This is a genomic window from Lysinibacillus sp. G01H (assembly GCF_028872195.1).
Classification (GTDB): Bacteria; Bacillota; Bacilli; order Bacillales_A; family Planococcaceae; genus Lysinibacillus; species Lysinibacillus capsici.
In genome coordinates this window covers 3,541,278-3,567,978 of record NZ_CP118397.1, presented here as the reverse complement: position 1 = coordinate 3,567,978, position 26,701 = coordinate 3,541,278, and the positions used below count along the sequence as shown (strand labels likewise).

Here is a 26,701-nt window from a genome sequence, read left to right as displayed (position 1 = left end):
GACATTTAAATTATGTAACAATTAGGTAGAATGCTTCGTTTCATTATTAAAAGGGGGGGTAGCTATGACGGAGGTTGAACTAATAGCAAGGGCTCAGCAAGGAGATAAAGATGCCTATATTGAGCTTATCCGTATACATCAGCAAACCGTTGAAAAGTTTGCCTTTCAATGTGGCGTACATACAAATGATTTAGCTGATGTTTCACAGGAGGTATTTGTTAAACTGTATCGCTTTTTACACCAATTTAAACAGGATCGATTTACCACGTGGCTCTATAAAATCACATTAAATGCTACGCGTGATTATTATCGTAAGGAACAACGGCAGCAGGCTAAAGAGGACAAGCTACAAGCCCAACAGCAAAAGACTCATTCATCTGCTGAAGAGGATGTTCTTTTGTTTGAAGAGGACAGGCATCTACATCGTGCTATTCAGGTCCTTGACGAAAAATACCGTTATCCTCTCGTGTTGTATTACTTCCACGAATTAAAATACGAAGAAATCGCTGAGGTCTTAAATATTTCGTTATCGACGGTGAAAGTGCGATTATTACGAGCAAAGGAAAAGCTAAAGGCAGCATTAACGCAAGATGGGAGTGTTGAAAATGGATGATAAGCAATTTGACCAACGTATGGCACTACTGAAAAAATCCTATGAACGAATGGAACCGAAGCTTGACCCACAACGAGTTCTTCAGCAAATTGAAGCTGAGGATAATGTAAGGGAGTCTCTAGAAAGTATGAATACGGTTCGAAAGTCTTCTGCTAGATGGCAAAAATCGGCTGTATGGATCGCAAGTATTGCCAGTGTGCTTTTGGTAGGTATTCTAATTTCGTCTTATATGTTCCATCCTTCAGCACTCGTTCATTCAGATGAAGAAAAAATAGAAAGCAACTATGAAGATTGGTTTTCTAGATTTCAAAAGAAGTATCTTGAAAAACGTGAAAAAACACGCCTTGAGCTCAATATACCTGAGGGAAATTTTAAGAAACTAACATTTGTTGTATCTGCTGATAATATATACAATGATAAAGCTAAAAATAAAAAAATAGTTTTAAATAGAATGGCTGATGATCCAAAATATTTAACACAATTAGAGCAAGAAATATTAGACTGTTTGCAAACACCTCGAGAACTAATAGAGCAAATTGAAACGTATGAAAAACCGATGTCATTTATCGAATCTAGATATTTCTTTAGCAAATATTACTACGCAACGAAAGATGTTTTGGAATATTATACAAAGGAACTTTCCCAATATAATAAAGTACTGTCACAAAAAAAGAAAGATTATCCTAAAGAACTAAATCAATTAATTGCAACGGCAAAAAAACAATATTTCGAGTTGTCTTATGATGGGCAAAACTATAGTTTTAGAACGAATCCGATTTTTATGAAAGATGCACCAGTATCCATTGACCGTCTTCATCCTGATATATTAGGTTATTTTAAATATTTGGCTACAGGCTCTTTATTCAATGGTGAGGATTTACGTTTTTCTGCAGAAGAATCTGCTCGTATTTTAAAATTATACGAAAGAACATTAGTTAACGATTTATCAAATTCATACCTCGATTTCCAATTGCGAAATTTAAACAAAGAGTTTGAAAATACGTGGCTTGTACTTTTGAAAGGTGATCACAAAACTAGATACTCACCAGAACATATAGAGCTATTAAATGATACGGCTAATGGGAAGTATGGGGAATCGATGCGTTTGACCGCACAATTCATCCTCGAAGAATTTAAGAGAGAAGGAACATCCAAAACCATAGACAAACTAACAAGACAGGATATTAGGATGGAGCTTTCATATTTGAGTAATGAAGTCTATATAGAAATATATGATGGTTCAACAGGTTTACAAATTGATAACCGTTGGATTATCCAAACGGAAGGTTTATACAACGCGTATGTATCAAGTAAAGATGATACCATCCTAGATTCATTAAACCCAATGAATGTTGTGAGCCTATTCTTATATGCACAAGGAAAAGGCGATCAAGAAACAGTAAAACAGTTAGTGTCTCAAGCTGTAGATGTGGATAAATTGGTTCAATTTGATGGTATGCAACATTTTACAGTTCTATATGCAACAGATACATCCCAAACAACCATTAAAGTAGGTGTTAAACCAGAATCCATTCAAATGATTGGCCAGCGCTTAACCTTCCAATTAGGTACAGTGACTACAGGAAAAGGTGAAAAACGTTACATCATTACAGCCATTGCCGAATAAGGAGATTTTTTGCCCCGTTTTTACACGTATGTTATAATTTAAGCGATATATACGTAGCAAACAAGAGAAAGTGGGCAAAGGTTATGGTAAAAAAATATGAATTAGGAGACGTGTTGACCGGAAAAGTTACAGGTATTCAACCATACGGTGCATTTGTTGCACTAGATGACAATACGCAAGGCCTTGTGCATATTTCGGAAATCACATACGGCTTTGTGAAGGACGTTAGTGAATTTTTAGCTGTTGGGCAAGAAGTTGAAGTCAAGATTCTTGAGATCGATGAAGAGGCCGAAAAAATTAGTTTATCGATGAGAGCGCTACAGGATCGCCCAGCAACAGTAAGAAAAAAAGATGCACCACCACGTAAATCATTGCAGGACCGTGTAGATGAATCGGATGCCAATGGTTTTAATTCCTTAAAAGATAAATTGCAGGACTGGATTGAACAATCTGGTCAATAAAGAAACGAGGATGCTTTCGAATGAAAGGATCCTCGTTTTTTCTATTGTTTTTTTATTTTACGGATTCGATATTGTAGGTTTTGTCTGCTCATACCAAGTGCATTTGCTGCCTTTGTTATATTGCCCTCATATAAATTTAAGACATTTTGCACATAATATGATTCGGCTTCACGCAAATAGGCATCGAGTGGCATGACATTGTGATTTTGATGGAACATAAAAAATTCTGGTTCACGATTATTTGTATCTTGCTGTTGCACTTTGAAGCGGAAATGTAAAGGTAATAAATCTGAGGTAACAGTGGATTCCGTTGTCATAAATGAAACAATTTCATCCAATAGTAGCTCAAGCTCTTTTAGATTTCCTGGCCAATCATATTGTAAAAATAATTCCTGTACATCTGGTGCAAGTTCAGTGACTTGTGAGGCAAATCGTTCTCGATGTCGACTAAAATAATCTTCTACAAATGGAAGAATGTCTTCTTTTCGATCCGTTAAATTGGGAATAGTAATAGCCATTGTTGCAAAGAAATAATATAGAGATTTTGACAGCTTCTTTTCGGCAATCAATGTAATGGGATCACTGCCCACACTGCCAATTAGCATATATTTGGACTGTGGAAGTGAATGTAGTATATCTAAAAGTTGCTCTTGAATGTCTAAGCTTAAAAAGTCTATACGTTCGAAGAAGAAGGTGTAATCTTTATCTTCTTCTAATAATTGCTGTAATTTATCAAGCACCGATTGAGCTGAACGGCGACTGACGAGTGTCACAAAGGCATCAGGATCAGGTGAAGCTGCGTGGTGAATTCCCTCTGCTACTAAATCTTTCCCTGTGCCAGATTCACCAATTAATAATACTGGTAATTTTACAGCAGCTGCTTTTTTAGCGTTGTCGATAACCTGCTTCATGGATTCAGAATCAGCTTTAATCATATCAAATGTTAATGGTTCATCGTACCGACGAAGGGGCTGATAAACAAGTTTTTCCAGTGAAGTAATATCACGTGCAAATTCGATTGCTCCAATCAGTTTGCCTTCAACAAAAAGTGGAAAAGTATCATTAATTGTTGTAATTTCATGACCATTTTTATTCCAGTAGGATTGTTTAACATTCATTTCTTTTTTTCCTGTTTGTAAAACACGCATTAACGTACTTTCATGTTGACGGAAGGAAAACATTTCAATAATGGAACGATCCGCAAGTTCATCAAAATGAAATCCTTCAATTTCTTTCATTTTCGTATTGTAAATAATCGTTTTGCCAGATAGGTCTACTGCATGAATACCAACGGATACATTTGTTGCAATAAACTCATAAAAAGGTAGTAAAGGTTCAGAATTTTTCATAAAAAAGTGCACCTCAAAAATTTTTTACTTGAAATATGCAACGAAATTTTGCATTATAATAAGTGTAAGAATATTTTATACGCAAAGATATTTTGCGTCAATGTTTTTTGCATACCCAAACACATCTCACAAGGGAGGATTAAGTATGATTCCATACAAACACGAACCATTCACAGATTTTTCACAAGAGGCAAACTACAATGCTTATGTAGAGGCTTTAAATAAAGTTGAAGGTTACTTAGGTCAAGACTACCCACTAATTATCGGTGGCGAACGTATTACAACAGAAGACAAAATCGTTTCGTACAATCCTGCAAAGAAAACAGAAGTCATTGGTCGCGTTTCGAAAGCAAGCAAAGATTTAGCTGAAAAAGCGATGCAAGCGGCAGATGAAACATTCAAAACGTGGAAAAAAGTTGATCCAGCCATTCGTGCAGACGTTCTTTTCAAAGCGGCAGCGATTATCCGCCGTCGTAAACATGAATTCTCAGCTTTATTAACAAAAGAAGCTGGGAAACCATGGGCAGAGGCTGATGCAGATACTGCAGAAGCAATCGACTTCATGGAATACTATGGTCGCCAAATGCTACGCATTAAAAACGGTCAGCCAGTCGAAAGCCGTCCAGGTGAATACAATCGTTATGACTACATTCCATTAGGAATCGGTATTGTCATTTCTCCTTGGAACTTCCCATTTGCAATCATGGCTGGTACAACAGTAGCTGCTTTAGTAACAGGGAACACAGTGTTATTAAAACCAGCTTCCACGACGCCAGTTATAGCCTATAAATTTATCGAAGTATTAGAAGAAGCTGGTCTTCCAGCAGGTGCGGTAAACTTCGTACCAGGTTCTGGTGCTGAAGTAGGTGACTACTTAGTCGATCATCCAAAAACACGCTTCATCAGCTTCACAGGTTCACGTGATGTCGGCTTACGTATCAACCAACGTGCATCTGTGCTAAATGAAGGCCAAATTTGGATTAAACGTGTCATCGCTGAAATGGGCGGTAAAGATACAATCGTAGTGGATAAAGAAGCAGATTTAGAATTAGCTGCACAATCGATCGTGAAATCAGCATTTGGTTTTTCAGGTCAAAAATGTTCAGCATGTTCTCGTGCTGTCATCGTAGAAGATGTATATGAGCAAGTGGTAAATCGCGTAGAAGAGTTAACAAACGCTTTAACAGTGGGTGACCCAACTGATTACAGCAACTTCATGGCAACAGTTATTGACCAAGCAGCTTTCAACAAAATTACTGAGTACATTGAAATTGGTAAAGGCGAAGGCCGTCTAGTAGCTGGTGGTACAGCGGACGATTCAGTCGGTTACTTCGTACAACCAACTGTATTTGCTGACGTAGATCCTTCTGCACGTATTATGAAAGAAGAAATCTTCGGACCAGTTGTAGCCATTGCAAAAGCAAAAGATTTCGACCATGCGATTGAAATTGCAAACGATACAGAATACGGTTTAACAGGCGCTGTTATCACAACTAACCGCATGAACCTAGAAAAAGCGCGTGAAGAATTCCATGTAGGAAACCTTTACTTCAACCGTGGCTGTACAGGTGCAATCGTTGGTTACCAACCATTTGGTGGCTTCAACATGTCAGGTACAGATTCAAAAGCAGGTGGCCCAGACTACCTACAACTGCATATGCAAGCAAAAACAACTTCAGAAATGCTTTAATTTTCACACTGACGTGAGGGCTATTCAAAGTAAGTAGAAATTGAGGCATTTTGAATAAATTTGTGACACTTCTCCAGGTAACGCTACCCTGGCTAAAACCGTAAACTTTCATGACGTAGTTTATCTTGGAGAAGTTAGCAAATTTCTCGTTTGAATTGTTGCTATATTCTTAATCATTCTACTTATAGTGATACATAGTCCCTTTCTTTTATAATGATGATTAGTAAGGAGAGAATAGGATATGACAAAAACTCAACAAGTTATTGAACAAACACAAAATTTTGGTGCGGCAAACTATCATCCACTGCCAATCGTTATTTCAGAGGCTGAGGGTGCTTGGGTTAAAGATCCAGAAGGTAACAAATATTTAGATATGTTATCTGCTTATTCAGCAGTAAACCAAGGACATCGTCACCCAAAAATTATCGCTGCTTTAAAAGAGCAAGCTGATAAAGTAACGTTAACTTCACGTGCTTTCTATAGCGAAAATCTTGGTGAATGGTATGAGCTAGTAGGGAAATTAACAAATAAAGAAATGGTATTACCGATGAATACGGGTGCTGAAGCAGTAGAAACTGCGTTTAAAGCAGCTCGTCGTTGGGCATATGATGTAAAAGGCGTAGAAGAGGGTAAAGCTGAGGTTATTGCATGTAATGGTAACTTCCATGGTCGTACAATGCTAGCTGTATCTTTATCTTCTGATGAAGAATACCGTCGTGGTTTTGGTCCAATGCTACCAAATGTTAAATTAGTAGATTATGGTAATCTGGAAGCTTTAAAAGCTGCTATTACACCAAACACTGCTGCATTTTTAATTGAGCCAATTCAAGGTGAAGCGGGTATCGTAATTCCAACAGAAGGCTTCTTAAAAGCAGCTCGTGAACTTTGCCGTGAAAACAATGTACTATTCATTGCTGACGAAATTCAAGCTGGTTTAGCACGTACAGGTAAAATGTTTGCTTGTGATTGGGAAGAAGTAGAACCAGATATGTATATCTTGGGTAAAGCTCTAGGTGGCGGCGTGTTCCCAATTTCTTGTGTGGCTGCAAACCGTAGTATTTTAGGTGTATTCAACCCAGGTTCACATGGTTCAACTTTTGGAGGTAATCCTTTAGCTTGTGCAGTTTCAATTGCATCTATTAAAGTATTATTAGATGAAAAATTAGCAGAGCGTTCACACGAACTTGGTGAATACTTCAAAGGTAAATTAAAAGAAATTAACAACCCAGTTATTAAGGAAGTACGTGGTCGTGGTTTATTTATCGGTATGGAGCTAACAGAAGCAGCTCGTCCATACTGTGAAAAACTTAAAGAATTAGGTCTATTATGTAAAGAAACACATGATACAGTGATTCGTTTTGCACCACCACTTGTTATTTCTCAAGAGGATTTAGATTGGTCAATTGAACAAATTGAAAAAGTATTTAAACTTTAACAAAATGTTCACATTTTAATTCGGAAGTATGTTACAATGATGCCGATAACTATCATTAAAAAAAACAAAGAGGCGATTTAATAATGTCTGAAAACTTAAATCTTTTCACATCAACACAAGATGTCATTCAAGATGCTCTAAATAAACTTGGCTATGATGAAGCAATGTATGAATTACTAAAAGAACCGCTTCGCATGCTACAAGTACGTATTCCAGTGAAAATGGATGATGGTACAACAAAAGTATTTACTGGTTACCGTGCACAACATAATGATGCTGTAGGACCAACTAAAGGTGGGGTTCGTTTCCACCCACAAGTGTCTGAGGAGGAAGTTAAAGCGCTTTCAATGTGGATGACATTGAAATGTGGTATTGTCGATCTACCATACGGCGGTGGTAAAGGCGGTGTCATTTGTGATCCACGTCAAATGTCAATGGGCGAAATCGAACGTTTAAGCCGTGGCTATGTTCGTGCGGTAAGTCAAATCGTAGGACCAACAAAAGATATTCCTGCGCCAGACGTATTTACAAATGCACAAATTATGGCATGGATGATGGATGAATATAGCCGCATGGATGAATTCAACTCTCCAGGCTTCATCACTGGTAAGCCACTAGTACTTGGTGGTTCTCAAGGTCGTGACCGTGCGACTGCACAAGGTGTTACAATCGTAATAGAAGAAGCAGCAAAAAAACGTGGTATTGATATTAAAGGTGCTCGTGTTGTTATTCAAGGATTTGGTAACGCAGGAAGCTTCCTTGCGAAATTCATGCATGATTTAGGTGCGAAAGTAATCGGTATTTCAGATGCTTATGGTGCACTTCATGATCCTGAAGGTTTAGATATCGACTATTTATTAGATCGTCGCGATAGCTTCGGAACAGTAACTACTTTATTTGAAAACACAATTTCTAACAAAGAATTATTAGAGCTTGATTGTGATATTTTAGTACCAGCTGCTATTGAAAACCAAATTACTGCTGACAATGCACATAATGTAAAAGCAAGTATCGTAGTAGAAGCAGCAAATGGTCCAACAACAGCTGAAGCAACTAAAATCTTAACAGAGCGTGGCATTTTACTTGTACCAGACGTATTAGCCTCTGCAGGTGGGGTTACAGTTTCTTACTTTGAATGGGTGCAAAATAACCAAGGTTATTATTGGACAGAAGAAGAAGTGGAAGAGCGTCTATACAAAAAAATGGTCGAAGCATTTGATAATGTATATACAACAGCAACAACACGTAACATCAACATGCGCTTAGCAGCTTACATGGTAGGTGTTCGCCGTACTGCAGAAGCTTCTCGCTTCCGTGGTTGGGTTTAAGTAAAATTAAGATAATGAGTCATTCCTATATTAATGGGATGACTCATTTTTTTCATTTTTATTCGATTGAAGAAGGTGGTCTAGGCGCTGTTCTAGTAGCATCTTTTTTTCGTTCCTTATTTTTTGGATTTTAAAAAATCTTAGCAGAAAAAAGCCCGAAATTATAGTTATGACAACAATTATAATAATAAGCATGTGCAAAAATTCCTTTTATTTTATGTAATGTCTAGTACTATACAACTATTGCCTGAACAAAATCTAAACAACTTGAAAAAACGCCTTCGAAATAGCAAAGTGTTGACAGCGTTTAATCTTTGCTTTCTCTAGCGTAATTATGAGAAAATCCAACTAGAAAGGGGCGAATTAGATGGATTCATTTACTTTTTTTAACCCAGTGAAACTACATTTTGGTGAGGATGCACTTGAAAAATTACCGAAAGAATTAGAGCAATTTGGAAACAAGGTATTAGTTGTATATGGTGGCGGAAGTATTAAATTGAATGGTGTATATGATGCTGTTATCGAGAAATTACAACAGGCGGATAAGACTGTATTTGAATTAGGTGGTGTAGAGCCAAATCCACGAGTGGAAACAGCTAGACGAGGTATTGAGATATGCAAAACAGAAGGAATTGACTTGGTTCTTGCTGTGGGTGGTGGTTCAGTAATCGATTGTTCTAAATTAATTGTTGCTGGCGCTAAGTATGATGGCGATGCTTGGGATATCGTGAAACGTAAAGTGTTTGTAGAACAAGCTATACCACTAGGAACGGTATTAACACTTGCTGCTACAGGCTCAGAAATGAATGCTGGATCAGTGATAACGAATGCTGCTACTGAAGAAAAACTAAGTTGGGGTAGTCCAGCAGCCTTCCCGAAATTTTCAATACTAAATCCAGCATATACAGTGACTGTACCTAAAAATCACACTGTATATGGAATAGTGGATATGATGTCACATGTATTTGAGCAATATTTCCACAATACAACGAATACTCCTATCACAGATGAAATGTGTGAAGGGGTATTGCGAACGGTTATTACGACAGCTCCAAAATTATTAGAGGACCTAGAAAATACGAAGTTACGTGAAACCATTCTATTAGCAGGGACAATTGGTTTAAATGGATTCCTATCAATTGGTTCACGAGGGGATTGGGCATCTCATAATATTGAACATGCCGTATCTGCTGTTTATGACATTCCACATGCAGGTGGTTTAGCCATTCTTCAACCGCATTGGATGCGTTTAAATGTACCAGTAAATCCTGAGCGTTTTGCAGGTATAGCAACACGTGTGTTTGGAGTCGAGGCAACAGGCAAAACAGTAGAAGAGGTTGCTTATGAGGGGATTGATCGTTTATCTGCATTTTGGACATCATTAGGGGCACCTAGTCGTTTGGCAGATTACGATATTGATGATTCGAAATTCCAGCAAATTGTAGATCATGCTATGCAAAATGGCCCTTTTGGCAACTTTAATCGATTGCAAGAGGAAGATGTAAGAACTATTTTACAAAATTCTCTTTAATACATTAAGTATGAGACTATGCTTATAGCCTCATACTTTTTTTATTGCAAGGTTAAGAAAAATTAACGATAAATGTAGAATTTTGTCGTAGAAGTTTCTTTAGTCCTGCAATATAATAAAATAGATAGATAATAAAGGGATTGCAAATACATTTTTCTTTATTTTAAGTGAGTAAAGTCATGTTTTTATTGAGTCATTCAACCTATATTGTAGATTGTTTTACTATAAGGTGATTTATTGAATGACAGAAAAGAATGGTTTTTTGTCGTAATCAGTCAATTCGTGTGTCAATGTTCAGAAGTTGTTCAGCCACCTTTACTAAAATAATTACAATATTAAACAAAGAGGAGAGGGATCAAATGTTGAAACAATTGCTACAGGACCGTATTGTTACATTAAGTTGTATAGAAATGCCATTTCAGCAACATGTTTATAAAATGCAAAATTGTGTAGAAGTATTAGGAATTGAAGCGAAATCATTGCAAATTGAAAATGATAAAATTATCACTGGATACATTGTAGATCAAAGTATATTTTTTAAAAGCGTGCGTTTTGGGCAAACGAATGTTATTTTTTCGGATGGTGTAAATAAAGCAATTGTACAATTATTTGTTCGTCCTTCTGGAGAAATTGTTGTAGAAGTTAAGCCGTATTTGGGGGATGCTGAGATTGTTCCTGTTTATTATCGAACAATTTTAGCAGATACAGCTATTGCAATTGATTTAAAAGGTGCTTTAAAACATTATTTGGTAGCCCATCAATTCATGAATTTAGAAGATTCAATTGCTGAAGTACATTATCAATCCATGCATCCGAATGTATTAAAGGATTCTTTTGCAGGAAATTTTGTGTTGGGTTGTCATGTGGATGGCAGAAATATTCTCAATGCAGAAGAGTATGCATTAGCTAATCGTCAAGCCTCCTTACAATTTTCAAAAATTGTTATTCATCAGAATGGTAAAAGACAAATGATTGCTTGTAATAAATTACTTACTTTTATGGTTACAAACCATGTTTATGTAGGTTATGAGGATATTCCTAATTTAAAATTAGTCTAACAAATAGCCAACTGCCTGAAATACGGCAATTGGCTATTTGTTTTTATAAAGTATTAAATGGAGTTATTTGGTTTCTCACCAACGTGTATCCAGCTAGCTTTCCCGTCATCCTCGTCGAATAAAATAGCTACTTTAGATACTCCTTTTTGGCTTAGGATTACCTCTGTTAAATGATCACGTACATCATCTAAAAAGGCTAACGATAAAAGCGGATCTGCTTCAGCTACTAATTCTACATGTAAAAACTCTCCTTCTTTAATCACTTCAAGACGCACAATATCTTTTATATTCGGATCATCCATTACGAGGTGAGCGATATGGTTTAACATCTCTTCATCAGTCTCGCCAATGACGCCACGTGCATTATCGAGGAATACCTTACCAACTACATAAAACATCATGACCCCAATTATCATCGAAACTAGCCCTTCTATTCGACCCCAACCTGTAAAATAAGCAATTAAAATAGCAGCAAAGGCTAAGAAGTTGCCCCCAGTAGCAACTAAATCTTCCATAAAAACTAATTTTGTTGCCGGTTTTGCCCTATTCAAGTATGAGAAAGCTTTGGGAATAGCTGCGATACCTGCCTTTTCTTGACCTGCTTCATGTAACACTTCTGCAGCCGCTTTAGCTAGAACCGTCCCTTCTAAAACAATCCCGATGAATAATACTCCTAGGGCGATCAGTATCCCGCTCGACTCTCCTGCGGGATGAATAAAATGATGCCAACCTTCTTTTATTGTTTCATAAGAAAGGATAGCTACAATTATTACGGCAAAAAGGCAAACTAAATTGACAATACGACCGAAGCCACCAGGAAATTGTTTTGTAGGTGCCTTTTTAGAGAGTGCTGAGCCTATATACACAAATAACTGGTTTGCTGCATCGCCTAGAGAGTGCATCATTTCTGCAAACATCGCCACGTTACCTGTAAAGAAAAAGGCGATTCCTTTAATAATTCCTAAAAAGGCATTTACACATGCAGCCATTAGAGAGGGTTTGTTGCCGTCTTTTAGTAGTTTTAATAGTTCTGCCATAAAAAATCCTCCAACTAGTTTAAAATTTCCATTTCGATTTTTTCTATATAAGATAGTGCTCGTAATGAACGATAAAAGGACAACAAATTATCCGAGACGATTAAGGAAAGGCGTAAATCTAACTCATGTAAAACACTATCATTTTTTAAGTGCACATCTTTAATGCGTATATTTTCAATGATAATGTTGTTGTCCTTTAAAAATAATAGAAATGCTTCTGTATGGTTGTCATCATCAATTTGAACTTTTAATAAAATTTCCCGCATACGAATTCGCTTGGGTCCGATTTTCATAAGAAAAGGTGATAGTACTTCAATTCCAAAAACAATGATCACAACAGCTAGTGTTGCATCCATGTAAAAACCTGCACCAACCGCAATACCGATACCAGCGGCTCCCCAGATCATAGCAGCGGTTGTTAAACCCGTAATGCTGTCATTCCCGCGTCTTAGAATGACTCCTGCACCAAGAAAGCCAATTCCACTAACAATTTGTGCTGCTAAACGAAGAGGGTCCATCGTAATATTAATATCTTCTCTAGCGGGGGTTGAGTAGGCTGTTTCAATGGAGATAATCGTTAATAAGCAGCTGAAAGTAGCAATAACTAAACTTGTTTTTAATCCAACTGGTTTTTTCTTTAATTCCCTTTCGATACCGATTACTAAACTTAATGTGGCTGCAATAACTAATTTTATGCCAACTTCATATGTAATCATATTTTCGAATAATGTTTCCATACACAACCCTCCATTGTTATTTCGTATTGCTAAGAGATATGCAAACTGTCATTATTATATGTGCATCACTTTTTTGTATTGTACAACATGAAGTAAGGACATATAAGTATTTTTTTAGGAAGGTGGGGTTTTTTGGAGCAGCCAAAAATTCATCCATACATCCCAATTGTGATCGGTGTAATTTCAGTATCGATGTCAGCAATTTTTGTGAAATTAGCATCGGCGGAAGCGGGGATTATAGCATTTTATCGCATGCTATTTTCCGTTTTAATCATGGCGCCATGGTTTTTAAGAGGATATACAAAGGAGTTAGCAACTTTAAAAAGACGTGATTGGCTATTTTCTTCAGTTGCTGGGATTTTTTTAGCTTTTCATTTTATATTATGGTTTGAATCACTCAACTATACTTCAGTAGCAAGTTCAACAGTTTTAGTAACGCTACAACCTTTGTTTGCGTTTGTGGGCACTTATTTTTTCTTTAAAGAAAAAATTACGATGAAAACAATCGTAGCAGGATCCATTGCAATAATAGGAAGTGTTTTAATTAGTTGGGGCGATTTTAAAGTAAATGGAACAGCCTTTTATGGAGATGTACTGGCGCTCGTTGCATGTGCACTTGCAACAGCTTATTTTCTATTAGGACAGGATGTACGTAAAAGATTATCACTTGTGACCTATACAATGGTTGTATATGTTGTAAGTACCATCACTTTATTTATATATGTAATGATTAAAGGGGAATCATTTGGTCCATATTCTTCGATGGATTGGTTATGGTTTTTCTTATTAGCATTAATCCCAAATTTACTTGGTCATACTTTGTTTAATTGGTCAATTAAATATGTTAGTACGAATGTTGTTTCAATTGCTATATTATTTGAGCCTGTAGGAGCTGCTCTTTTAGCTTTGGTGATATTTAAAGAGTATTTAATCATGACACAAATCATCGGTGGATTGATTGTATTAGCAGGAATTCTATTGTTTGTAATAGATATTAAAAAGATTTTTAATTTTTTTATGAAAAATGCTTGATTTTTAAAATGCTATATTATATATTATTACTTGTCCTTAACAAGAAGAAACGCTTGAAAATAAAGTTTTAAAAAGTTGTTGACTTATAGTTAAGAATGAGGTAAGATAATAAAGTCGCTGAAAACGACTTGAATAAAATGAACCTTGAAAACTGAACAGGCAAAACGTAATCAATAAAGTTTTAAGTAGCTAGTTTTACTAGTGAACGAAACACAATTTTGGACATCAAACATGATGCCAGCAAAACAATTTGAGCTAATCAAATTTCTTTTATGGAGAGTTTGATCCTGGCTCAGGACGAACGCTGGCGGCGTGCCTAATACATGCAAGTCGAGCGAACAGAAAAGGAGCTTGCTCCTTTGACGTTAGCGGCGGACGGGTGAGTAACACGTGGGCAACCTACCCTATAGTTTGGGATAACTCCGGGAAACCGGGGCTAATACCGAATAATCTCTCTTGCTTCATGGCGAGAGACTGAAAGACGGTTTCGGCTGTCGCTATAGGATGGGCCCGCGGCGCATTAGCTAGTTGGTGAGGTAACGGCTCACCAAGGCGACGATGCGTAGCCGACCTGAGAGGGTGATCGGCCACACTGGGACTGAGACACGGCCCAGACTCCTACGGGAGGCAGCAGTAGGGAATCTTCCACAATGGGCGAAAGCCTGATGGAGCAACGCCGCGTGAGTGAAGAAGGTTTTCGGATCGTAAAACTCTGTTGTAAGGGAAGAACAAGTACAGTAGTAACTGGCTGTACCTTGACGGTACCTTATTAGAAAGCCACGGCTAACTACGTGCCAGCAGCCGCGGTAATACGTAGGTGGCAAGCGTTGTCCGGAATTATTGGGCGTAAAGCGCGCGCAGGCGGTCCTTTAAGTCTGATGTGAAAGCCCACGGCTCAACCGTGGAGGGTCATTGGAAACTGGGGGACTTGAGTGCAGAAGAGGAAAGTGGAATTCCAAGTGTAGCGGTGAAATGCGTAGAGATTTGGAGGAACACCAGTGGCGAAGGCGACTTTCTGGTCTGTAACTGACGCTGAGGCGCGAAAGCGTGGGGAGCAAACAGGATTAGATACCCTGGTAGTCCACGCCGTAAACGATGAGTGCTAAGTGTTAGGGGGTTTCCGCCCCTTAGTGCTGCAGCTAACGCATTAAGCACTCCGCCTGGGGAGTACGGTCGCAAGACTGAAACTCAAAGGAATTGACGGGGGCCCGCACAAGCGGTGGAGCATGTGGTTTAATTCGAAGCAACGCGAAGAACCTTACCAGGTCTTGACATCCCGTTGACCACTGTAGAGATATAGTTTCCCCTTCGGGGGCAACGGTGACAGGTGGTGCATGGTTGTCGTCAGCTCGTGTCGTGAGATGTTGGGTTAAGTCCCGCAACGAGCGCAACCCTTGATCTTAGTTGCCATCATTTAGTTGGGCACTCTAAGGTGACTGCCGGTGACAAACCGGAGGAAGGTGGGGATGACGTCAAATCATCATGCCCCTTATGACCTGGGCTACACACGTGCTACAATGGACGATACAAACGGTTGCCAACTCGCGAGAGGGAGCTAATCCGATAAAGTCGTTCTCAGTTCGGATTGTAGGCTGCAACTCGCCTACATGAAGCCGGAATCGCTAGTAATCGCGGATCAGCATGCCGCGGTGAATACGTTCCCGGGCCTTGTACACACCGCCCGTCACACCACGAGAGTTTGTAACACCCGAAGTCGGTGAGGTAACCTTTTGGAGCCAGCCGCCGAAGGTGGGATAGATGATTGGGGTGAAGTCGTAACAAGGTAGCCGTATCGGAAGGTGCGGCTGGATCACCTCCTTTCTAAGGATTATTTCGGAATACAAACCTTGGGTTTGTACGATTACGTTTTGCGTTCAGTTTTGAAGGTTCATTCTATCTGAATGAAACACTTCAAAACTTGTTCTTTGAAAACTGGATAAAACGACATTGAAATTGTAACAAACACATTTATTTTTTAAGTTTTTTATAGGCTTAATAACTTGGTTAAGTTATTAAGGGCGCACGGCGAATGCCTTGGCACTAGGAGCCGAAGAAGGACGGCACTAACACCGATATGCTTCGGGGAGCTGTAAGTGAGCTTTGATCCGGAGATTTCCGAATGGGGGAACCCACTACGTTTAATCGCGTAGTATCTTGACGTGAATACATAGCGTCTTGAAGGCAGACCCAGGGAACTGAAACATCTAAGTACCTGGAGGAAGAGAAAGAAAAATCGATTCCCTGAGTAGCGGCGAGCGAAACGGGAAGAGCCCAAACCAAGAGGCTTGCCTCTTGGGGTTGTAGGACACTCAATACGGAGTTACAAAAGAGCGAGTTAGATGAAGCGACTTGGAAAGGTCCGCCAGAGCAGGTAAAAGCCCTGTAGTCGAAAGTTCGTTCTCTCCTGAGTGGATCCTGAGTACGGCGGAACACGTGAAATTCCGTCGGAATCCGGGAGGACCATCTCCCAAGGCTAAATACTACCTAGTGACCGATAGTGAACCAGTACCGTGAGGGAAAGGTGAAAAGCACCCCGGAAGGGGAGTGAAAGAGATCCTGAAACCGTGTGCCTACAAGTAGTTAGAGCCCGTTAATGGGTGATAGCGTGCCTTTTGTAGAATGAACCGGCGAGTTACGATTACGTGCGAGGTTAAGCTTTAGAAGGCGGAGCCGCAGCGAAAGCGAGTCTGAATAGGGCGAAATAGTACGTGGTCGTAGACCCGAAACCAGGTGATCTACCCATGTCCAGGGTGAAGGTGAGGTAACACTTACTGGAGGCCCGAACCCACGCACGTTGAAAAGTGCGGGGATGAGGTGTGGGTAGCGGAGAAATTCCAATCGAACTTGGAGATAGCTGGTTCTCTCCGAAATAGCTTTAGGGCTAGCCTCGTGATGAGAATACTGGAGGTAGAGCACTGTTTGGACTAGGGGGCCATCCCGGTTTACCGAATTCAGACAAACTCCGAATGCCAGATATTTATACACGGGAGTCAGACTGCGAGTGATAAGATCCGTAGTCAAAAGGGAAACAGCCCAGACCACCAGCTAAGGTCCCAAAGTAATCGTTAAGTGGAAAAGGATGTGGCGTTGCACAGACAACCAGGATGTTGGCTTAGAAGCAGCCATCATTTAAAGAGTGCGTAATAGCTCACTGGTCGAGTGACGCTGCGCCGAAAATGTATCGGGGCTAAACGATTCACCGAAGCTGTGGATTGACATCTACGATGTCAGTGGTAGGAGAGCGTTCTAAGTGCGTTGAAGTCAGACCGGAAGGACTGGTGGAGCGCTTAGAAGTGAGAATGCCGGTATGAGTAGCGAAAGACGGGTGAGAATCCCGTCCACCGTATGACTAAGGTTTCCTGAGGAAGGCTCGTCCGCTCAGGGTTAGTCGGGACCTAAGCCGAGGCCGATAGGCGTAGGCGATGGACAACAGGTTGATATTCCTGTACCACCTCCTCACCGTTTGAGAAATGGGGGGACGCAGTAGGATAGGGTAAGCGCGCCGTTGGTTGTGCGCGTCCAAGCAGTAAGGCGTGTGTGTAGGCAAATCCGCACACTGTAACGTTGAGCTGTGATGGCGAGTCCGTATGGACGAAGTTCCTGATTTCACACTGCCAAGAAAAGCCTCTATCGAGGTGAGAGGTGCCCGTACCGCAAACCGACACAGGTAGTCGAGGAGAGAATCCTAAGGTGTGCGAGAGAACTCTCGTTAAGGAACTCGGCAAAATGACCCCGTAACTTCGGGAGAAGGGGTGCTCTTGAGCGTGCAAGCGCATGAGAGCCGCAGTGAATAGGCCCAGGCGACTGTTTAGCAAAAACACAGGTCTCTGCAAAACCGTAAGGTGACGTATAGGGGCTGACGCCTGCCCGGTGCTGGAAGGTTAAGAGGAGTGGTTAGCGCAAGCGAAGCTGCGAATTGAAGCCCCAGTAAACGGCGGCCGTAACTATAACGGTCCTAAGGTAGCGAAATTCCTTGTCGGGTAAGTTCCGACCCGCACGAAAGGCGTAACGATCTGGGCACTGTCTCAACGAGAGACTCGGTGAAATTATAGTACCTGTGAAGATGCAGGTTACCCGCGACAGGACGGAAAGACCCCGTGGAGCTTTACTGTAGCCTGATATTGAATTTTGGTACAACTTGTACAGGATAGGTAGGAGCCAGAGATCTCGGAGCGCCAGCTTCGAAGGAGGCGTCGGTGGGATACTACCCTGGTTGTATTGAAATTCTAACCCATGCCCCTTAGCGGGGCAGGAGACAGTGTCAGGCGGACAGTTTGACTGGGGCGGTCGCCTCCTAAAAGGTAACGGAGGCGCCCAAAGGTTCCCTCAGAATGGTTGGAAATCATTCGTAGAGTGTAAAGGCACAAGGGAGCTTGACTGCGAGACCTACAAGTCGAGCAGGGTCGAAAGACGGGCTTAGTGATCCGGTGGTTCCGCATGGAAGGGCCATCGCTCAACGGATAAAAGCTACCCCGGGGATAACAGGCTTATCTCCCCCAAGAGTCCACATCGACGGGGAGGTTTGGCACCTCGATGTCGGCTCATCGCATCCTGGGGCTGTAGTCGGTCCCAAGGGTTGGGCTGTTCGCCCATTAAAGCGGTACGCGAGCTGGGTTCAGAACGTCGTGAGACAGTTCGGTCCCTATCCGTCGTGGGCGTAGGAAATTTGAGAGGAGCTGTCCTTAGTACGAGAGGACCGGGATGGACACACCGCTGGTGTACCAGTTGTCTTGCCAAAGGCATCGCTGGGTAGCTATGTGTGGACGGGATAAGTGCTGAAAGCATCTAAGCATGAAGCCCCCCTCAAGATGAGATTTCCCATTACGCAAGTAAGTAAGATCCCTCAAAGACGATGAGGTAGATAGGTTCGAGGTGGAAGTGTGGTGACACATGGAGCTGACGAATACTAATCGATCGAGGACTTAACCAAAAAAAGTTTGAAACATTCAATGCACCGTTTATCCAGTTTTGAAAGAACAAATCTTTCAATAAAAAAGAGAGCTTCAAGACACAAGTTGTACAAGGAAGCAAACGAGTGATTGAAGGAGCGTACTTTTGTACGTGACTGATTGAACGAGAGCAGCTGACGCAGTAATACGCCGTGTATTGGAGGTCGAATAAGTCTAGTGATGATGGCAAAGAGGTCATACCCGTTCCCATACCGAACACGGAAGTTAAGCTCTTTAGCGCCGATGGTAGTTGGGGGCTTCCCCCTGTGAGAGTAGGACGTCGCTAGGCATAATACCCAGGAGGATTAGCTCAGCTGGGAGAGCATCTGCCTTACAAGCAGAGGGTCGGCGGTTCGAGCCCGTCATCCTCCACCATATGCCGGTTTAGCTCAGCAGGTAGAGCAACTGACTTGTAATCAGTAGGTCGTGGGTTCGATTCCTATAGCCGGCACCATTTTTTCGAGCCATTAGCTCAGTTGGTAGAGCATCTGACTTTTAATCAGAGGGTCGAAGGTTCGAGTCCTTCATGGCTCACCATTTTTAAATAATAATAAGCGGGTGTGGCGGAATTGGCAGACGCACTAGACTTAGGATCTAGCGCCGCAAGGCGTGGGGGTTCGACTCCCTTCACCCGCACCATTATTTTCATTGCCAGATAAAAAAACTTATGCACATGCGGAAGTAGTTCAGTGGTAGAACACCACCTTGCCAAGGTGGGGGTCGCGAGTTCGAACCTCGTCTTCCGCTCCAAATGTGCCGGGGTGGCGGAACTGGCAGACGCACAGGACTTAAAATCCTGCGGTAGGTGACTACCGTACCGGTTCGATTCCGGTCCTCGGCACCATTTTAAATGCGCCCGTAGCTCAATTGGATAGAGCGTCTGACTACGGATCAGAAGGTTATGGGTTCGACTCCTGTCGGGCGCGCCAAAAGAACAACGGGAAGTAGCTCAGCTTGGTAGAGCACTTGGTTTGGGACCAAGGGGTCGCAGGTTCGAATCCTGTCTTCCCGACCATTTCCAAAAAAATTATGGGGCCTTAGCTCAGCTGGGAGAGCGCCTGCCTTGCACGCAGGAGGTCAGCGGTTCGATCCCGCTAGGCTCCACCATAAGTAAATTAACCAGTATAAAGATCCTGGCGGCGTAGCTCAGCTGGCTAGAGCGTACGGTTCATACCCGTAAGGTCGGGGGTTCGATCCCCTCTGCCGCCATCTTAAAGGACCTTTAGCTCAGTTGGTTAGAGCAGACGGCTCATAACCGTCCGGTCGCAGGTTCGAGTCCTGCAAGGTCCACCATTTATATATTGTAACGGAGGTATACCCAAGTCTGGCTGAAGGGATCGGTCTTGAAAACCGACAGGCGGGTAACACCGCGCGGGGGTTCGAATCCCTCTACCTCCTCCAGTTTTAAATTTTTATAAATGGTGCTTTAAAAACTCGAAACAGCATAAAATTATCGCGGGGTGGAGCAGTGGTAGCTCGTCGGGCTCATAACCCGAAGGTCGTTGGTTCAAATCCAGCCCCCGCAACCAAAAGGTCCCGTGGTGTAGCGGTTAACATGCCTGCCTGTCACGCAGGAGATCGCCGGTTCGATCCCGGTCGGGACCGCCATTTTTAAAATAAAAGTCATGAGAAGCAAAAGAGTGAGTAAGCTTAGCATGGACGAAATGGGTCAGTAGCTCAGTTGGTAGAGCATTAGATTGAAGCTCTAAGTGTCGGCGGTTCGATTCCGTCCTGACCCACCATTTATGCGGGTGTAGTTTAATGGTAAAACCTCAGCCTTCCAAGCTGATGTCGTGGGTTCGATTCCCATCACCCGCTCCAAGGGCCTATAGCTCAGCTGGTTAGAGCGCACGCCTGATAAGCGTGAGGTCGATGGTTCGAGTCCATTTAGGCCCACCATTATTCCGAAGTAGCTCAGTTGGTAGTAGCACCTGACTGTTAATCAGGTTGTCGCAGGTTCGAGTCCTGCCTTCGGAGCCATTTTTATTTTGGGGAAGTACTCAAGAGGCTGAAGAGGCGCCCCTGCTAAGGGTGTAGGTCGGGTAACCGGCGCGAGGGTTCAAATCCCTCCTTCTCCGCCATGGGCCCGTTGGTCAAGTGGTTAAGACACCGCCCTTTCACGGCGGTAACACGGGTTCGAATCCCGTACGGGTCATACTAAAAACAGTAGATGCATTTGCATCTACTGTTTTTTGATATTCATAGATACAAAATTTACTCTTGATTCAATGCATTTTCATCCATATAAACCACTTCCCAGATATGCCCATCTACATCTTGAAAACCCCAACCATACATAAATCCGTGATCTTGTGGTTCACTATATGGTTTACCACCAGAGGCAAGTGCCTTATTCACTAATTGATCTACTTGTTCTCGGCTTTCAGCAGAAAGACATAAGATTGCTTCTGCAGAAGTAGTAGTATCTGTAACTTCTTTCTTACTAAATCCTTTAAATCGTTCTTCAACCATTATTAATGCGAAGATATTTTCACTAATAATCATTGAGGCTGTTGTTTCATCACTGAATTGTTGATTGAACTCAAAACCTAATTCCTTAAAAAAACTGATAGATTTGTTTAGATCTTTTACTGGTAAATTGATAAAGATATTTTTCGATTGAAAAGCCATTTAATATCACCTCCAAATTGACAGTATCATGGAGCATAAAGTCGTGTCAATTTTAGCAATGTAGGCGAAAATGGAAGCCATTAGCACTATTGAAAGCAGGTGTTTGTAAACAAAAACAGAAAGGTTATATCTTCAACCTTTCTGTTTAAAAAGTTTAACTATTTATCCTCTGGCTAGCATTCTATCAAGTGAACTAAGTGCTTCAGCGGTAGTATGTTCATCTACTTGTATACGGTTATGAGGTTGACCTTGCTCAATACTTTCTAAGCTCCATAACAAATGTGGAAGGTCAATTCGATTCATTGTTAAACAAGGACAAAAGTTTTCATTTAAGGAGACAATATGTTTATCAGGATGCTGCTTAATAATGCGATTGACAAGATTCATTTCTGTTCCAATTGCCCATGCAGATCCGCTTGGAGCTCGATTGATTGTATCAATAATGTATTTTGTGGAGCCTGCATCATCAGCCGCTGCTACCACTTCACGGCTGCACTCTGGGTGAACGATAATCCTCATAGTCGGGTGTTCTTTGCGAATAACCTCTGTATGTTGAACCGTAAACCCTTCGTGCACAGAGCAGTGACCCTTCCAAAGAATAACCTGGATATTTTCAAGAGGCTCTTTTGTTTCGAGCAAGTTCTTATGTGGATTCCAAACAGCCATATTTTCAAGAGGTATACCTAAATCATAGGCAGTATTCCTTCCTAAATGTTGGTCAGGTAAAAAGAAGATACGCTGTTTTTGGGTAAAAGCCCATTGAACAAGTTCCTTTGCATTCGATGAAGTGACACAAGCACCACCATGCCTTCCAGTAAAGGCTTTAATAGCCGCAGTTGAATTAACATAGGTTAGAGGAATAATCGTATCACCAAAGAGTTCTTGAAGAATGGGCCATGCTTGTTCTGTTTGATAAATATCTGCCATATCAGCCATTGAACAACCAGCGCGCATATCTGGTAAATAGACACGTTGCTGTTTCGTTGTCAGCATATCAGCAGTCTCTGCCATAAAATGTACACCGCAAAATACGATGTGTTCAGCTTCCTTATTTGCTGCGGATAATTGAGCTAACTGTAAAGAATCCCCAGTTGCATCTGCAAATTGAATGACTTCATCTTTTTGATAATGGTGGGCAGGAATAAATAATTTAGGACCTAATTTTTTCTTTATTGATAAAATACGAGATTCCATTTCCTTTACAGATAGTTCCCGATAATGCTCTGGGAGTAATGTCGTCTGTTGTAATAAACTAGTGATGGACAAGGGAATGATCTCCTTTCATTTGAACGAGTGCACTAATATCAAAAGCTTTAACTGAATGTGTTAAGGAGCCAAGTGAAATCCATTGAATACCCGATTGGGCATATGCCTTTAAATTTTCAAGTGTGATGCCCCCAGATGCTTCAGTCGCAATAGTGGGAGGAACAATGGGAAGCCATGCACGAATTTCTTCTGGGCTACGGTTATCAAACATAATAATATCTGCTCCTGCGTTGATAGCTTCTTCTAATTGTTCTTTTGTTTCAATTTCAACTTCAATTTTTACGGTATGACCGACTTTTACTTTAGCGGCCTGAACTGCCTTTGTAATGCTACCAGCAAAGGCAATATGATTATCCTTTAGCATAATTGCGTCATACAGGCCATTACGATGATTAAAAGCACCACCAATTCGAACAGCATATTTATCTAACATACGCAGTCCTGGTAGTGTTTTACGCGTATCACATATTTTTGCGTGAGTACCTACTGTTTCTTGAACGGCAAGATGGGCTGCCGTTGCAATAGCAGACATACGTTGAATAAGATTTAAAATGACACGCTCACCGATTAATAACTTTTGTAAGGGACCTTTAATCACAGCGAGTACATCACCTGACTTAACCATCTCTCCATCTTTTTTATGAAGGTTGACTTCGATTGATCGATCGAGTAAGAGAAAGCCATGCTCAATAATGTTAGCCCCGCAAAAAATTCCGCTTTCTTTCGCGTAAAAAGAAAAAGCTCCCTGCTGTTCGGGTGAAAAGATAAATTCACTCGATAAATCTCCATCTCCTAAATCCTCATTAAAAAATTGCTTGAGCATTTCCTCGAGTTTGATGATATTCATACAATGAGTTCCTCACTTTCATTTGTCCTTGCGAAAAAATAATCCATCGGCTTGCCCATTGTGATTTCATTTCGGGTTTATCCGTTCGAATATGAGCTCCTCTTGTTTCCGTTCGGGTAATTGCTGCATGTGCCATTAATGTGGCGACTACATGCATCATAAATAATTCCAACTCAGCTAGTTCAAGACCCTTTAAATTAACTTGAGTAAGTGATTGCAAGGAGGGGAGTTGCTTTGCAAAATGCTGCAAGTCATCAATATTTCTAACAATACCTAGGAACCGCATCATGTGTTGCTGTAATTGGGGTTTGCTAAATAAAGGTGGCATTTTATCAGCACATTGATGCTTTTCCAGTAAAAAGTTTTTTTGATGACACCCTTTTTGAATAATGTACTGCGCCATTTTTTGACCAAATGTAATACCTTCCAATAGGGAGTTACTTGCTAAACGATTCGCGCCATGTACGCCTGTACAGGCAACCTCACCGACTGCATATAAGTTTGGTATAGTAGTTCTTCCTTTGTCATCAGCAATAACACCACCCATCAAGAAATGACTTCCTGGAGCCACGGGGATTAGGCCATCTTGTAAATGAACGTGATGAACATGGCATAGCTGAGCAATTGTTGGAAATTTTTCTTCAAAGTCGTGAATGTTAGTGATATCAATATACGTTTCTTCACCAGCTGCACGTTTTGTAAATAGGGCAAGTGCAGTAATATGTCTTGGTGCTAGGTCAAGTTGAGCATGTAAACCTTTCATAATGGGCTGATGCTGTGCATTAACAAAAATACCACCAGCCCCTCTGACAGCTTCAGAAACTAATCCCTTTGCTTCATTTTTACACCAAAGAAGACTCGGGTGAAATTGCATAAATTCCATATCACTAATGGCAGCGCCTGCTCGAAATGCTAATGCGATCCCATCCCCTGTATTAGTTGGAAAATTAGATGTACTTGAATAAAGGGCACCTGCGCCACCTGTCGCTAAAATAACATGATGTGCCAAATAACGTTTTGTACCTTTTTCTCCTTTGGTTAATACTCCTACACAGTCACCATCTGTATTCCGTAAAAGCTCATAAGCCATTTCATAGCAATTGATCTTTGTTTTGGGTGAGAGTTTATGAAGCAAATAATCTATGAAAATCTGACCAGTACGATCACCACCTGCATGTAGAATACGATGATGACTATGTGCTCCTTCAAGTCCTAGAGCAGGTTTTCCATCGACCTGCCGATCAACAGGGAGGCCATCCTTTAGATAGTTTTGCATAATCTCAGTGCCATCTTTTATAAGTGTTTTAACATGCCTTTTCTCATGATGATACTCGCCAGCTTTCAATGTATCAGCAATATGGTGTTGAATATGATCTTCCTCACTAGTAACAGCAGCAATCCCACCTTGTGCACGGTAAGAACTACTCATATATAAAGATGATTTTGTAACAATTTGTATTTGAAAATGTTTTTCAAGCACTAAAGCAGCCTGAAGTGCAGCAATTCCACTACCAATTATAAGGACGTCTGTCTTTACATCCATAGTTATACCTTCTTTACAGTTGTCTTGACACTTATCTTTACATAAAATAAAAAAGAAAACAAGACCTGATGAACAAGAGAGGAAGAAGACGATGATTTATATGGATTATGCTGCAACATCACCTATGATGAGGGAATCTCTTGAGGCCTATGTTGAGGTGGCACAACGGTATTATGGAAATAGTGCGAGTCTGCATGATTTAGGGGGACAAGCCCTTTATTTTGTCCAGCAATCAAGAGAGGTTGTAGCCCAAGCCCTAGGTGTAACTAGTGATGGTGTAATTTTTACGGGTAGTGGAACAGAGGGAAATCTCATAGCCATCTTGTCGTTAGCACTAGCCTCAAAAAAAGGAAAACACATTATTTCTTCTCAAGCTGAGCATACGTCAGTGCATGCAGCTTTGAATACACTTGAGAAAAAGGGCTTTACTGTAACAAAATTACCTTTGCAGAAGGATGGTTGTGTTGATCTGGGACAATTGCAACAAGCAATCCGAGAAGAGACTGCTTTGATTACCATTCAACATGTCAATTCTGAAATTGGTTCAATCCAGCCTGTAGAGAAAATCGTAAAGATGGCAAGAAAATCAAATATTTTCTGTCACGTTGATTGTGTACAATCATTTGGTAAACTAGCTATACCAAAGGGGGCCGATGCTATTACCATCTCGGCTCATAAAATAGGTGGGCCAAAGGGCTGCGGTGCTATATATATGAACCCTGCAATCAGAGTACCTGCATTAACACCAGGTGTGACACACGAGAGGGGTCTTAGAGGGGGAACATTAGATACTCCTGCAATCGTGGCCTTTGCCGCGGCAATTGAAAACTATCAATATGAGTTGCAACATTATGAAACGTTAAGAGATTATTTTGAAAATAATTTACCTGAAACATGTCAGCTCGTTGAATGTAAACAGCAACTACCTAATATTTGTGGGGTAATGATGGAGAAAGTAGAGGGGCAATATGTTCTTTTAAAGTTAAATGAGGCGGGAATCTGTATCTCTACTGGTAGTGCATGTGATATTCATAGTGAATCGGGAACAAAGGCTATTCTATCTATGGGGTTCTCTTTGGAAGCGGCACGCCAATTTTTTAGAATATCTTTTGGTCCTTCTACTACACTTGAGGATATTGTAAAATTAAAAATAGAGCTTTCAAATATTTAATGAAAAGAAGAGTGAAGGATTATCTATATTCTTCACTTGTATTGAAATAGATTATAAGCTAAGAATATCGGCAAATAAAATAATTGTTTTCTTTTGAACCAACAATTGCTATAATATTTTGCAGGGCAATATTTTCTCTTACTTAACAAAAATAACTTTAAAAAGTAATAATTTCTTTTTTTTATAAAAAAGTATTGCACAATGTTAGAAAACGTTATACAATAATTCTTGTCTTGAAGGACAGGTAAACAACTTCAAAACAAGATACATAACAAAGTCTAGTGATGATGGCAAAGAGGTCACACCCGTTCCCATACCGAACACGGAAGTTAAGCTCTTTAGCGCCGATGGTAGTTGGGGGCTTCCCCCTGTGAGAGTAGGACGTCGCTAGGCATA

At 40.8% G+C, this 26,701-nt stretch carries 17 protein-coding genes, 20 tRNA genes and 4 rRNA genes; 34 read left to right on the top strand and 7 right to left on the bottom strand.

The features are described 5' to 3' along the window. Positions 1 to 64 precede the first annotated feature (64 nt). The 3 genes from PSR12_RS18185 to yugI all read left to right on the top strand — a co-directional run bounded on the left by PSR12_RS18185 (position 65) and on the right by yugI (position 2,701). Positions 65 to 613: an RNA polymerase sigma factor gene (locus PSR12_RS18185; protein WP_221681301.1), complete on the top strand. Its 549-nt coding sequence runs from the start codon at positions 65 to 67 to the stop codon at positions 611 to 613. Continuing rightward, a complete protein-coding gene (locus tag PSR12_RS18180; protein WP_274770013.1) occupies positions 606 to 2,240 on the top strand; it encodes a hypothetical protein in 1,635 nt (544 codons plus the stop codon). Before PSR12_RS18185 ends, PSR12_RS18180 begins: the two co-directional genes overlap by 8 nt. An 83-nt stretch (positions 2,241 to 2,323) precedes the next feature. Next, a complete protein-coding gene (yugI, locus tag PSR12_RS18175; RefSeq protein ID WP_004228409.1) occupies positions 2,324 to 2,701 on the top strand; it encodes a S1 domain-containing post-transcriptional regulator GSP13 in 378 nt (125 codons plus the stop codon). Between the two features lie 41 nt (positions 2,702 to 2,742). Here the strand turns inward: yugI and PSR12_RS18170 are convergent, their stop codons facing one another. Beyond that, the gene (locus tag PSR12_RS18170) at positions 2,743 to 4,050 is read right to left on the bottom strand and encodes an AAA-type ATPase lid domain-containing protein (RefSeq protein WP_221681303.1); all 1,308 of its coding nucleotides are present in this window, start codon (positions 4,048 to 4,050) and stop codon (positions 2,743 to 2,745) included. A 145-nt stretch (positions 4,051 to 4,195) separates the two neighbouring features. Between PSR12_RS18170 and pruA the strand changes: the two genes are divergently transcribed. From pruA to PSR12_RS18145, 5 genes are all read left to right on the top strand, one after another. Continuing rightward, positions 4,196 to 5,740 (top strand): L-glutamate gamma-semialdehyde dehydrogenase, encoded by a 1,545-nt coding sequence (pruA, locus tag PSR12_RS18165; protein ID WP_103118703.1) that lies wholly within the window; start codon positions 4,196 to 4,198, stop codon positions 5,738 to 5,740. Between the two features lie 241 nt (positions 5,741 to 5,981). After that, the gene (locus tag PSR12_RS18160; protein WP_004233780.1) at positions 5,982 to 7,175 is read left to right on the top strand and encodes an ornithine--oxo-acid transaminase; all 1,194 of its coding nucleotides are present in this window, start codon (positions 5,982 to 5,984) and stop codon (positions 7,173 to 7,175) included. Between the two features lie 83 nt (positions 7,176 to 7,258). Beyond that, positions 7,259 to 8,503, top strand: coding sequence for a Glu/Leu/Phe/Val family dehydrogenase (locus PSR12_RS18155; protein ID WP_257520404.1), 1,245 nt, complete (start codon positions 7,259 to 7,261; stop codon positions 8,501 to 8,503). Positions 8,504 to 8,870: 367 nt separating this feature from the next. Then, a complete protein-coding gene (locus PSR12_RS18150) occupies positions 8,871 to 10,034 on the top strand; it encodes an iron-containing alcohol dehydrogenase (RefSeq protein WP_257520403.1) in 1,164 nt (387 codons plus the stop codon). A 359-nt stretch (positions 10,035 to 10,393) separates the two neighbouring features. Continuing rightward, positions 10,394 to 11,092 (top strand): hypothetical protein, encoded by a 699-nt coding sequence (locus tag PSR12_RS18145; protein ID WP_274770006.1) that lies wholly within the window; start codon positions 10,394 to 10,396, stop codon positions 11,090 to 11,092. 53 nt (positions 11,093 to 11,145) lie between these two features. Here the strand turns inward: PSR12_RS18145 and PSR12_RS18140 are convergent, their stop codons facing one another. Then, on the bottom strand, positions 11,146 to 12,129 hold the full coding sequence (locus PSR12_RS18140) for a cation diffusion facilitator family transporter (RefSeq protein WP_221681306.1): 984 nt from the start codon (positions 12,127 to 12,129) through the stop codon (positions 11,146 to 11,148). Positions 12,130 to 12,143: 14 nt separating this feature from the next. Beyond that, positions 12,144 to 12,866 carry an MgtC/SapB family protein gene (locus tag PSR12_RS18135; protein WP_221681307.1) on the bottom strand — a complete coding sequence of 241 codons (723 nt, stop codon included), beginning with the start codon at positions 12,864 to 12,866 and terminating at the stop codon, positions 12,144 to 12,146. Between the two features lie 132 nt (positions 12,867 to 12,998). On the opposite strand from PSR12_RS18135, the gene PSR12_RS18130 reads away from it, so the two are divergent. The 24 genes from PSR12_RS18130 to PSR12_RS18015 all read left to right on the top strand — a co-directional run bounded on the left by PSR12_RS18130 (position 12,999) and on the right by PSR12_RS18015 (position 21,002). Next, positions 12,999 to 13,898 (top strand): DMT family transporter, encoded by a 900-nt coding sequence (locus tag PSR12_RS18130; protein WP_274770002.1) that lies wholly within the window; start codon positions 12,999 to 13,001, stop codon positions 13,896 to 13,898. A gap of 269 nt (positions 13,899 to 14,167) precedes the next feature. Then, positions 14,168 to 15,719 (top strand): 16S ribosomal RNA (locus PSR12_RS18125). Positions 15,720 to 15,900: 181 nt separating this feature from the next. Beyond that, positions 15,901 to 18,828, top strand: a 23S ribosomal RNA gene (locus PSR12_RS18120). A gap of 192 nt (positions 18,829 to 19,020) precedes the next feature. After that, positions 19,021 to 19,136 (top strand): 5S ribosomal RNA (gene rrf / locus PSR12_RS18115). The 16S, 23S and 5S rRNA genes sit together here with 20 tRNA genes alongside, the layout of an rRNA operon. Before the next feature lie 10 nt (positions 19,137 to 19,146). Then, positions 19,147 to 19,222, top strand: a tRNA-Val gene (locus tag PSR12_RS18110). Positions 19,223 to 19,225: 3 nt separating this feature from the next. After that, positions 19,226 to 19,301 (top strand) — tRNA-Thr (locus PSR12_RS18105). Between the two features lie 7 nt (positions 19,302 to 19,308). After that, a tRNA-Lys gene (locus PSR12_RS18100) sits at positions 19,309 to 19,384 on the top strand. A gap of 17 nt (positions 19,385 to 19,401) precedes the next feature. Beyond that, positions 19,402 to 19,486, top strand: a tRNA-Leu gene (locus PSR12_RS18095). Positions 19,487 to 19,522: 36 nt separating this feature from the next. Further along, a tRNA-Gly gene (locus tag PSR12_RS18090) sits at positions 19,523 to 19,597 on the top strand. Between the two features lie 5 nt (positions 19,598 to 19,602). After that, positions 19,603 to 19,691 (top strand) — tRNA-Leu (locus PSR12_RS18085). A gap of 8 nt (positions 19,692 to 19,699) precedes the next feature. After that, positions 19,700 to 19,776 (top strand) — tRNA-Arg (locus PSR12_RS18080). A gap of 9 nt (positions 19,777 to 19,785) precedes the next feature. Continuing rightward, positions 19,786 to 19,862, top strand: a tRNA-Pro gene (locus PSR12_RS18075). Between the two features lie 16 nt (positions 19,863 to 19,878). Further along, positions 19,879 to 19,954: transfer RNA gene (locus tag PSR12_RS18070), tRNA-Ala, on the top strand. Positions 19,955 to 19,982: 28 nt separating this feature from the next. Then, positions 19,983 to 20,056, top strand: a tRNA-Met gene (locus PSR12_RS18065). Positions 20,057 to 20,063: 7 nt separating this feature from the next. Beyond that, positions 20,064 to 20,140 (top strand) — tRNA-Ile (locus tag PSR12_RS18060). A 15-nt stretch (positions 20,141 to 20,155) separates the two neighbouring features. Next, a tRNA-Ser gene (locus tag PSR12_RS18055) sits at positions 20,156 to 20,248 on the top strand. A gap of 53 nt (positions 20,249 to 20,301) precedes the next feature. Continuing rightward, positions 20,302 to 20,376, top strand: a tRNA-Met gene (locus tag PSR12_RS18050). Positions 20,377 to 20,379: 3 nt separating this feature from the next. After that, a tRNA-Asp gene (locus PSR12_RS18045) sits at positions 20,380 to 20,455 on the top strand. A 58-nt stretch (positions 20,456 to 20,513) separates the two neighbouring features. After that, positions 20,514 to 20,589, top strand: a tRNA-Phe gene (locus PSR12_RS18040). A 5-nt stretch (positions 20,590 to 20,594) separates the two neighbouring features. Beyond that, positions 20,595 to 20,668: transfer RNA gene (locus tag PSR12_RS18035), tRNA-Gly, on the top strand. A 1-nt stretch (position 20,669) separates the two neighbouring features. Continuing rightward, positions 20,670 to 20,746, top strand: a tRNA-Ile gene (locus PSR12_RS18030). A gap of 4 nt (positions 20,747 to 20,750) precedes the next feature. Then, positions 20,751 to 20,827 (top strand) — tRNA-Asn (locus PSR12_RS18025). 10 nt (positions 20,828 to 20,837) lie between these two features. Continuing rightward, a tRNA-Ser gene (locus PSR12_RS18020) sits at positions 20,838 to 20,928 on the top strand. Between the two features lie 2 nt (positions 20,929 to 20,930). After that, positions 20,931 to 21,002, top strand: a tRNA-Glu gene (locus PSR12_RS18015). Positions 21,003 to 21,061: 59 nt separating this feature from the next. On the opposite strand, the gene PSR12_RS18010 is transcribed toward PSR12_RS18015, so the two are convergent. From PSR12_RS18010 to nadB, 4 genes are all read right to left on the bottom strand, one after another. Beyond that, positions 21,062 to 21,478 (bottom strand): VOC family protein, encoded by a 417-nt coding sequence (locus tag PSR12_RS18010; RefSeq protein WP_221683483.1) that lies wholly within the window; start codon positions 21,476 to 21,478, stop codon positions 21,062 to 21,064. A gap of 162 nt (positions 21,479 to 21,640) precedes the next feature. After that, positions 21,641 to 22,744: a quinolinate synthase NadA gene (gene nadA, locus PSR12_RS18005; RefSeq protein WP_274769999.1), complete on the bottom strand. Its 1,104-nt coding sequence runs from the start codon at positions 22,742 to 22,744 to the stop codon at positions 21,641 to 21,643. Continuing rightward, positions 22,731 to 23,591 (bottom strand): carboxylating nicotinate-nucleotide diphosphorylase, encoded by an 861-nt coding sequence (gene nadC / locus PSR12_RS18000; protein WP_274769998.1) that lies wholly within the window; start codon positions 23,589 to 23,591, stop codon positions 22,731 to 22,733. Before nadC ends, nadA begins: the two co-directional genes overlap by 14 nt. Next, positions 23,548 to 25,134, bottom strand: a complete 1,587-nt coding sequence (gene nadB / locus PSR12_RS17995) for an L-aspartate oxidase (protein ID WP_257520396.1) — start codon at positions 25,132 to 25,134, stop codon at positions 23,548 to 23,550. Before nadB ends, nadC begins: the two co-directional genes overlap by 44 nt. Before the next feature lie 100 nt (positions 25,135 to 25,234). On the opposite strand from nadB, the gene PSR12_RS17990 reads away from it, so the two are divergent. After that, complete coding sequence (locus PSR12_RS17990; RefSeq protein WP_257522546.1) at positions 25,235 to 26,305, top strand: cysteine desulfurase family protein; 1,071 nt, start codon at positions 25,235 to 25,237, stop codon at positions 26,303 to 26,305. 277 nt (positions 26,306 to 26,582) lie between these two features. Beyond that, positions 26,583 to 26,698: ribosomal RNA gene (gene rrf / locus PSR12_RS17985) — 5S ribosomal RNA — on the top strand. Positions 26,699 to 26,701: the final 3 nt, after the last annotated feature.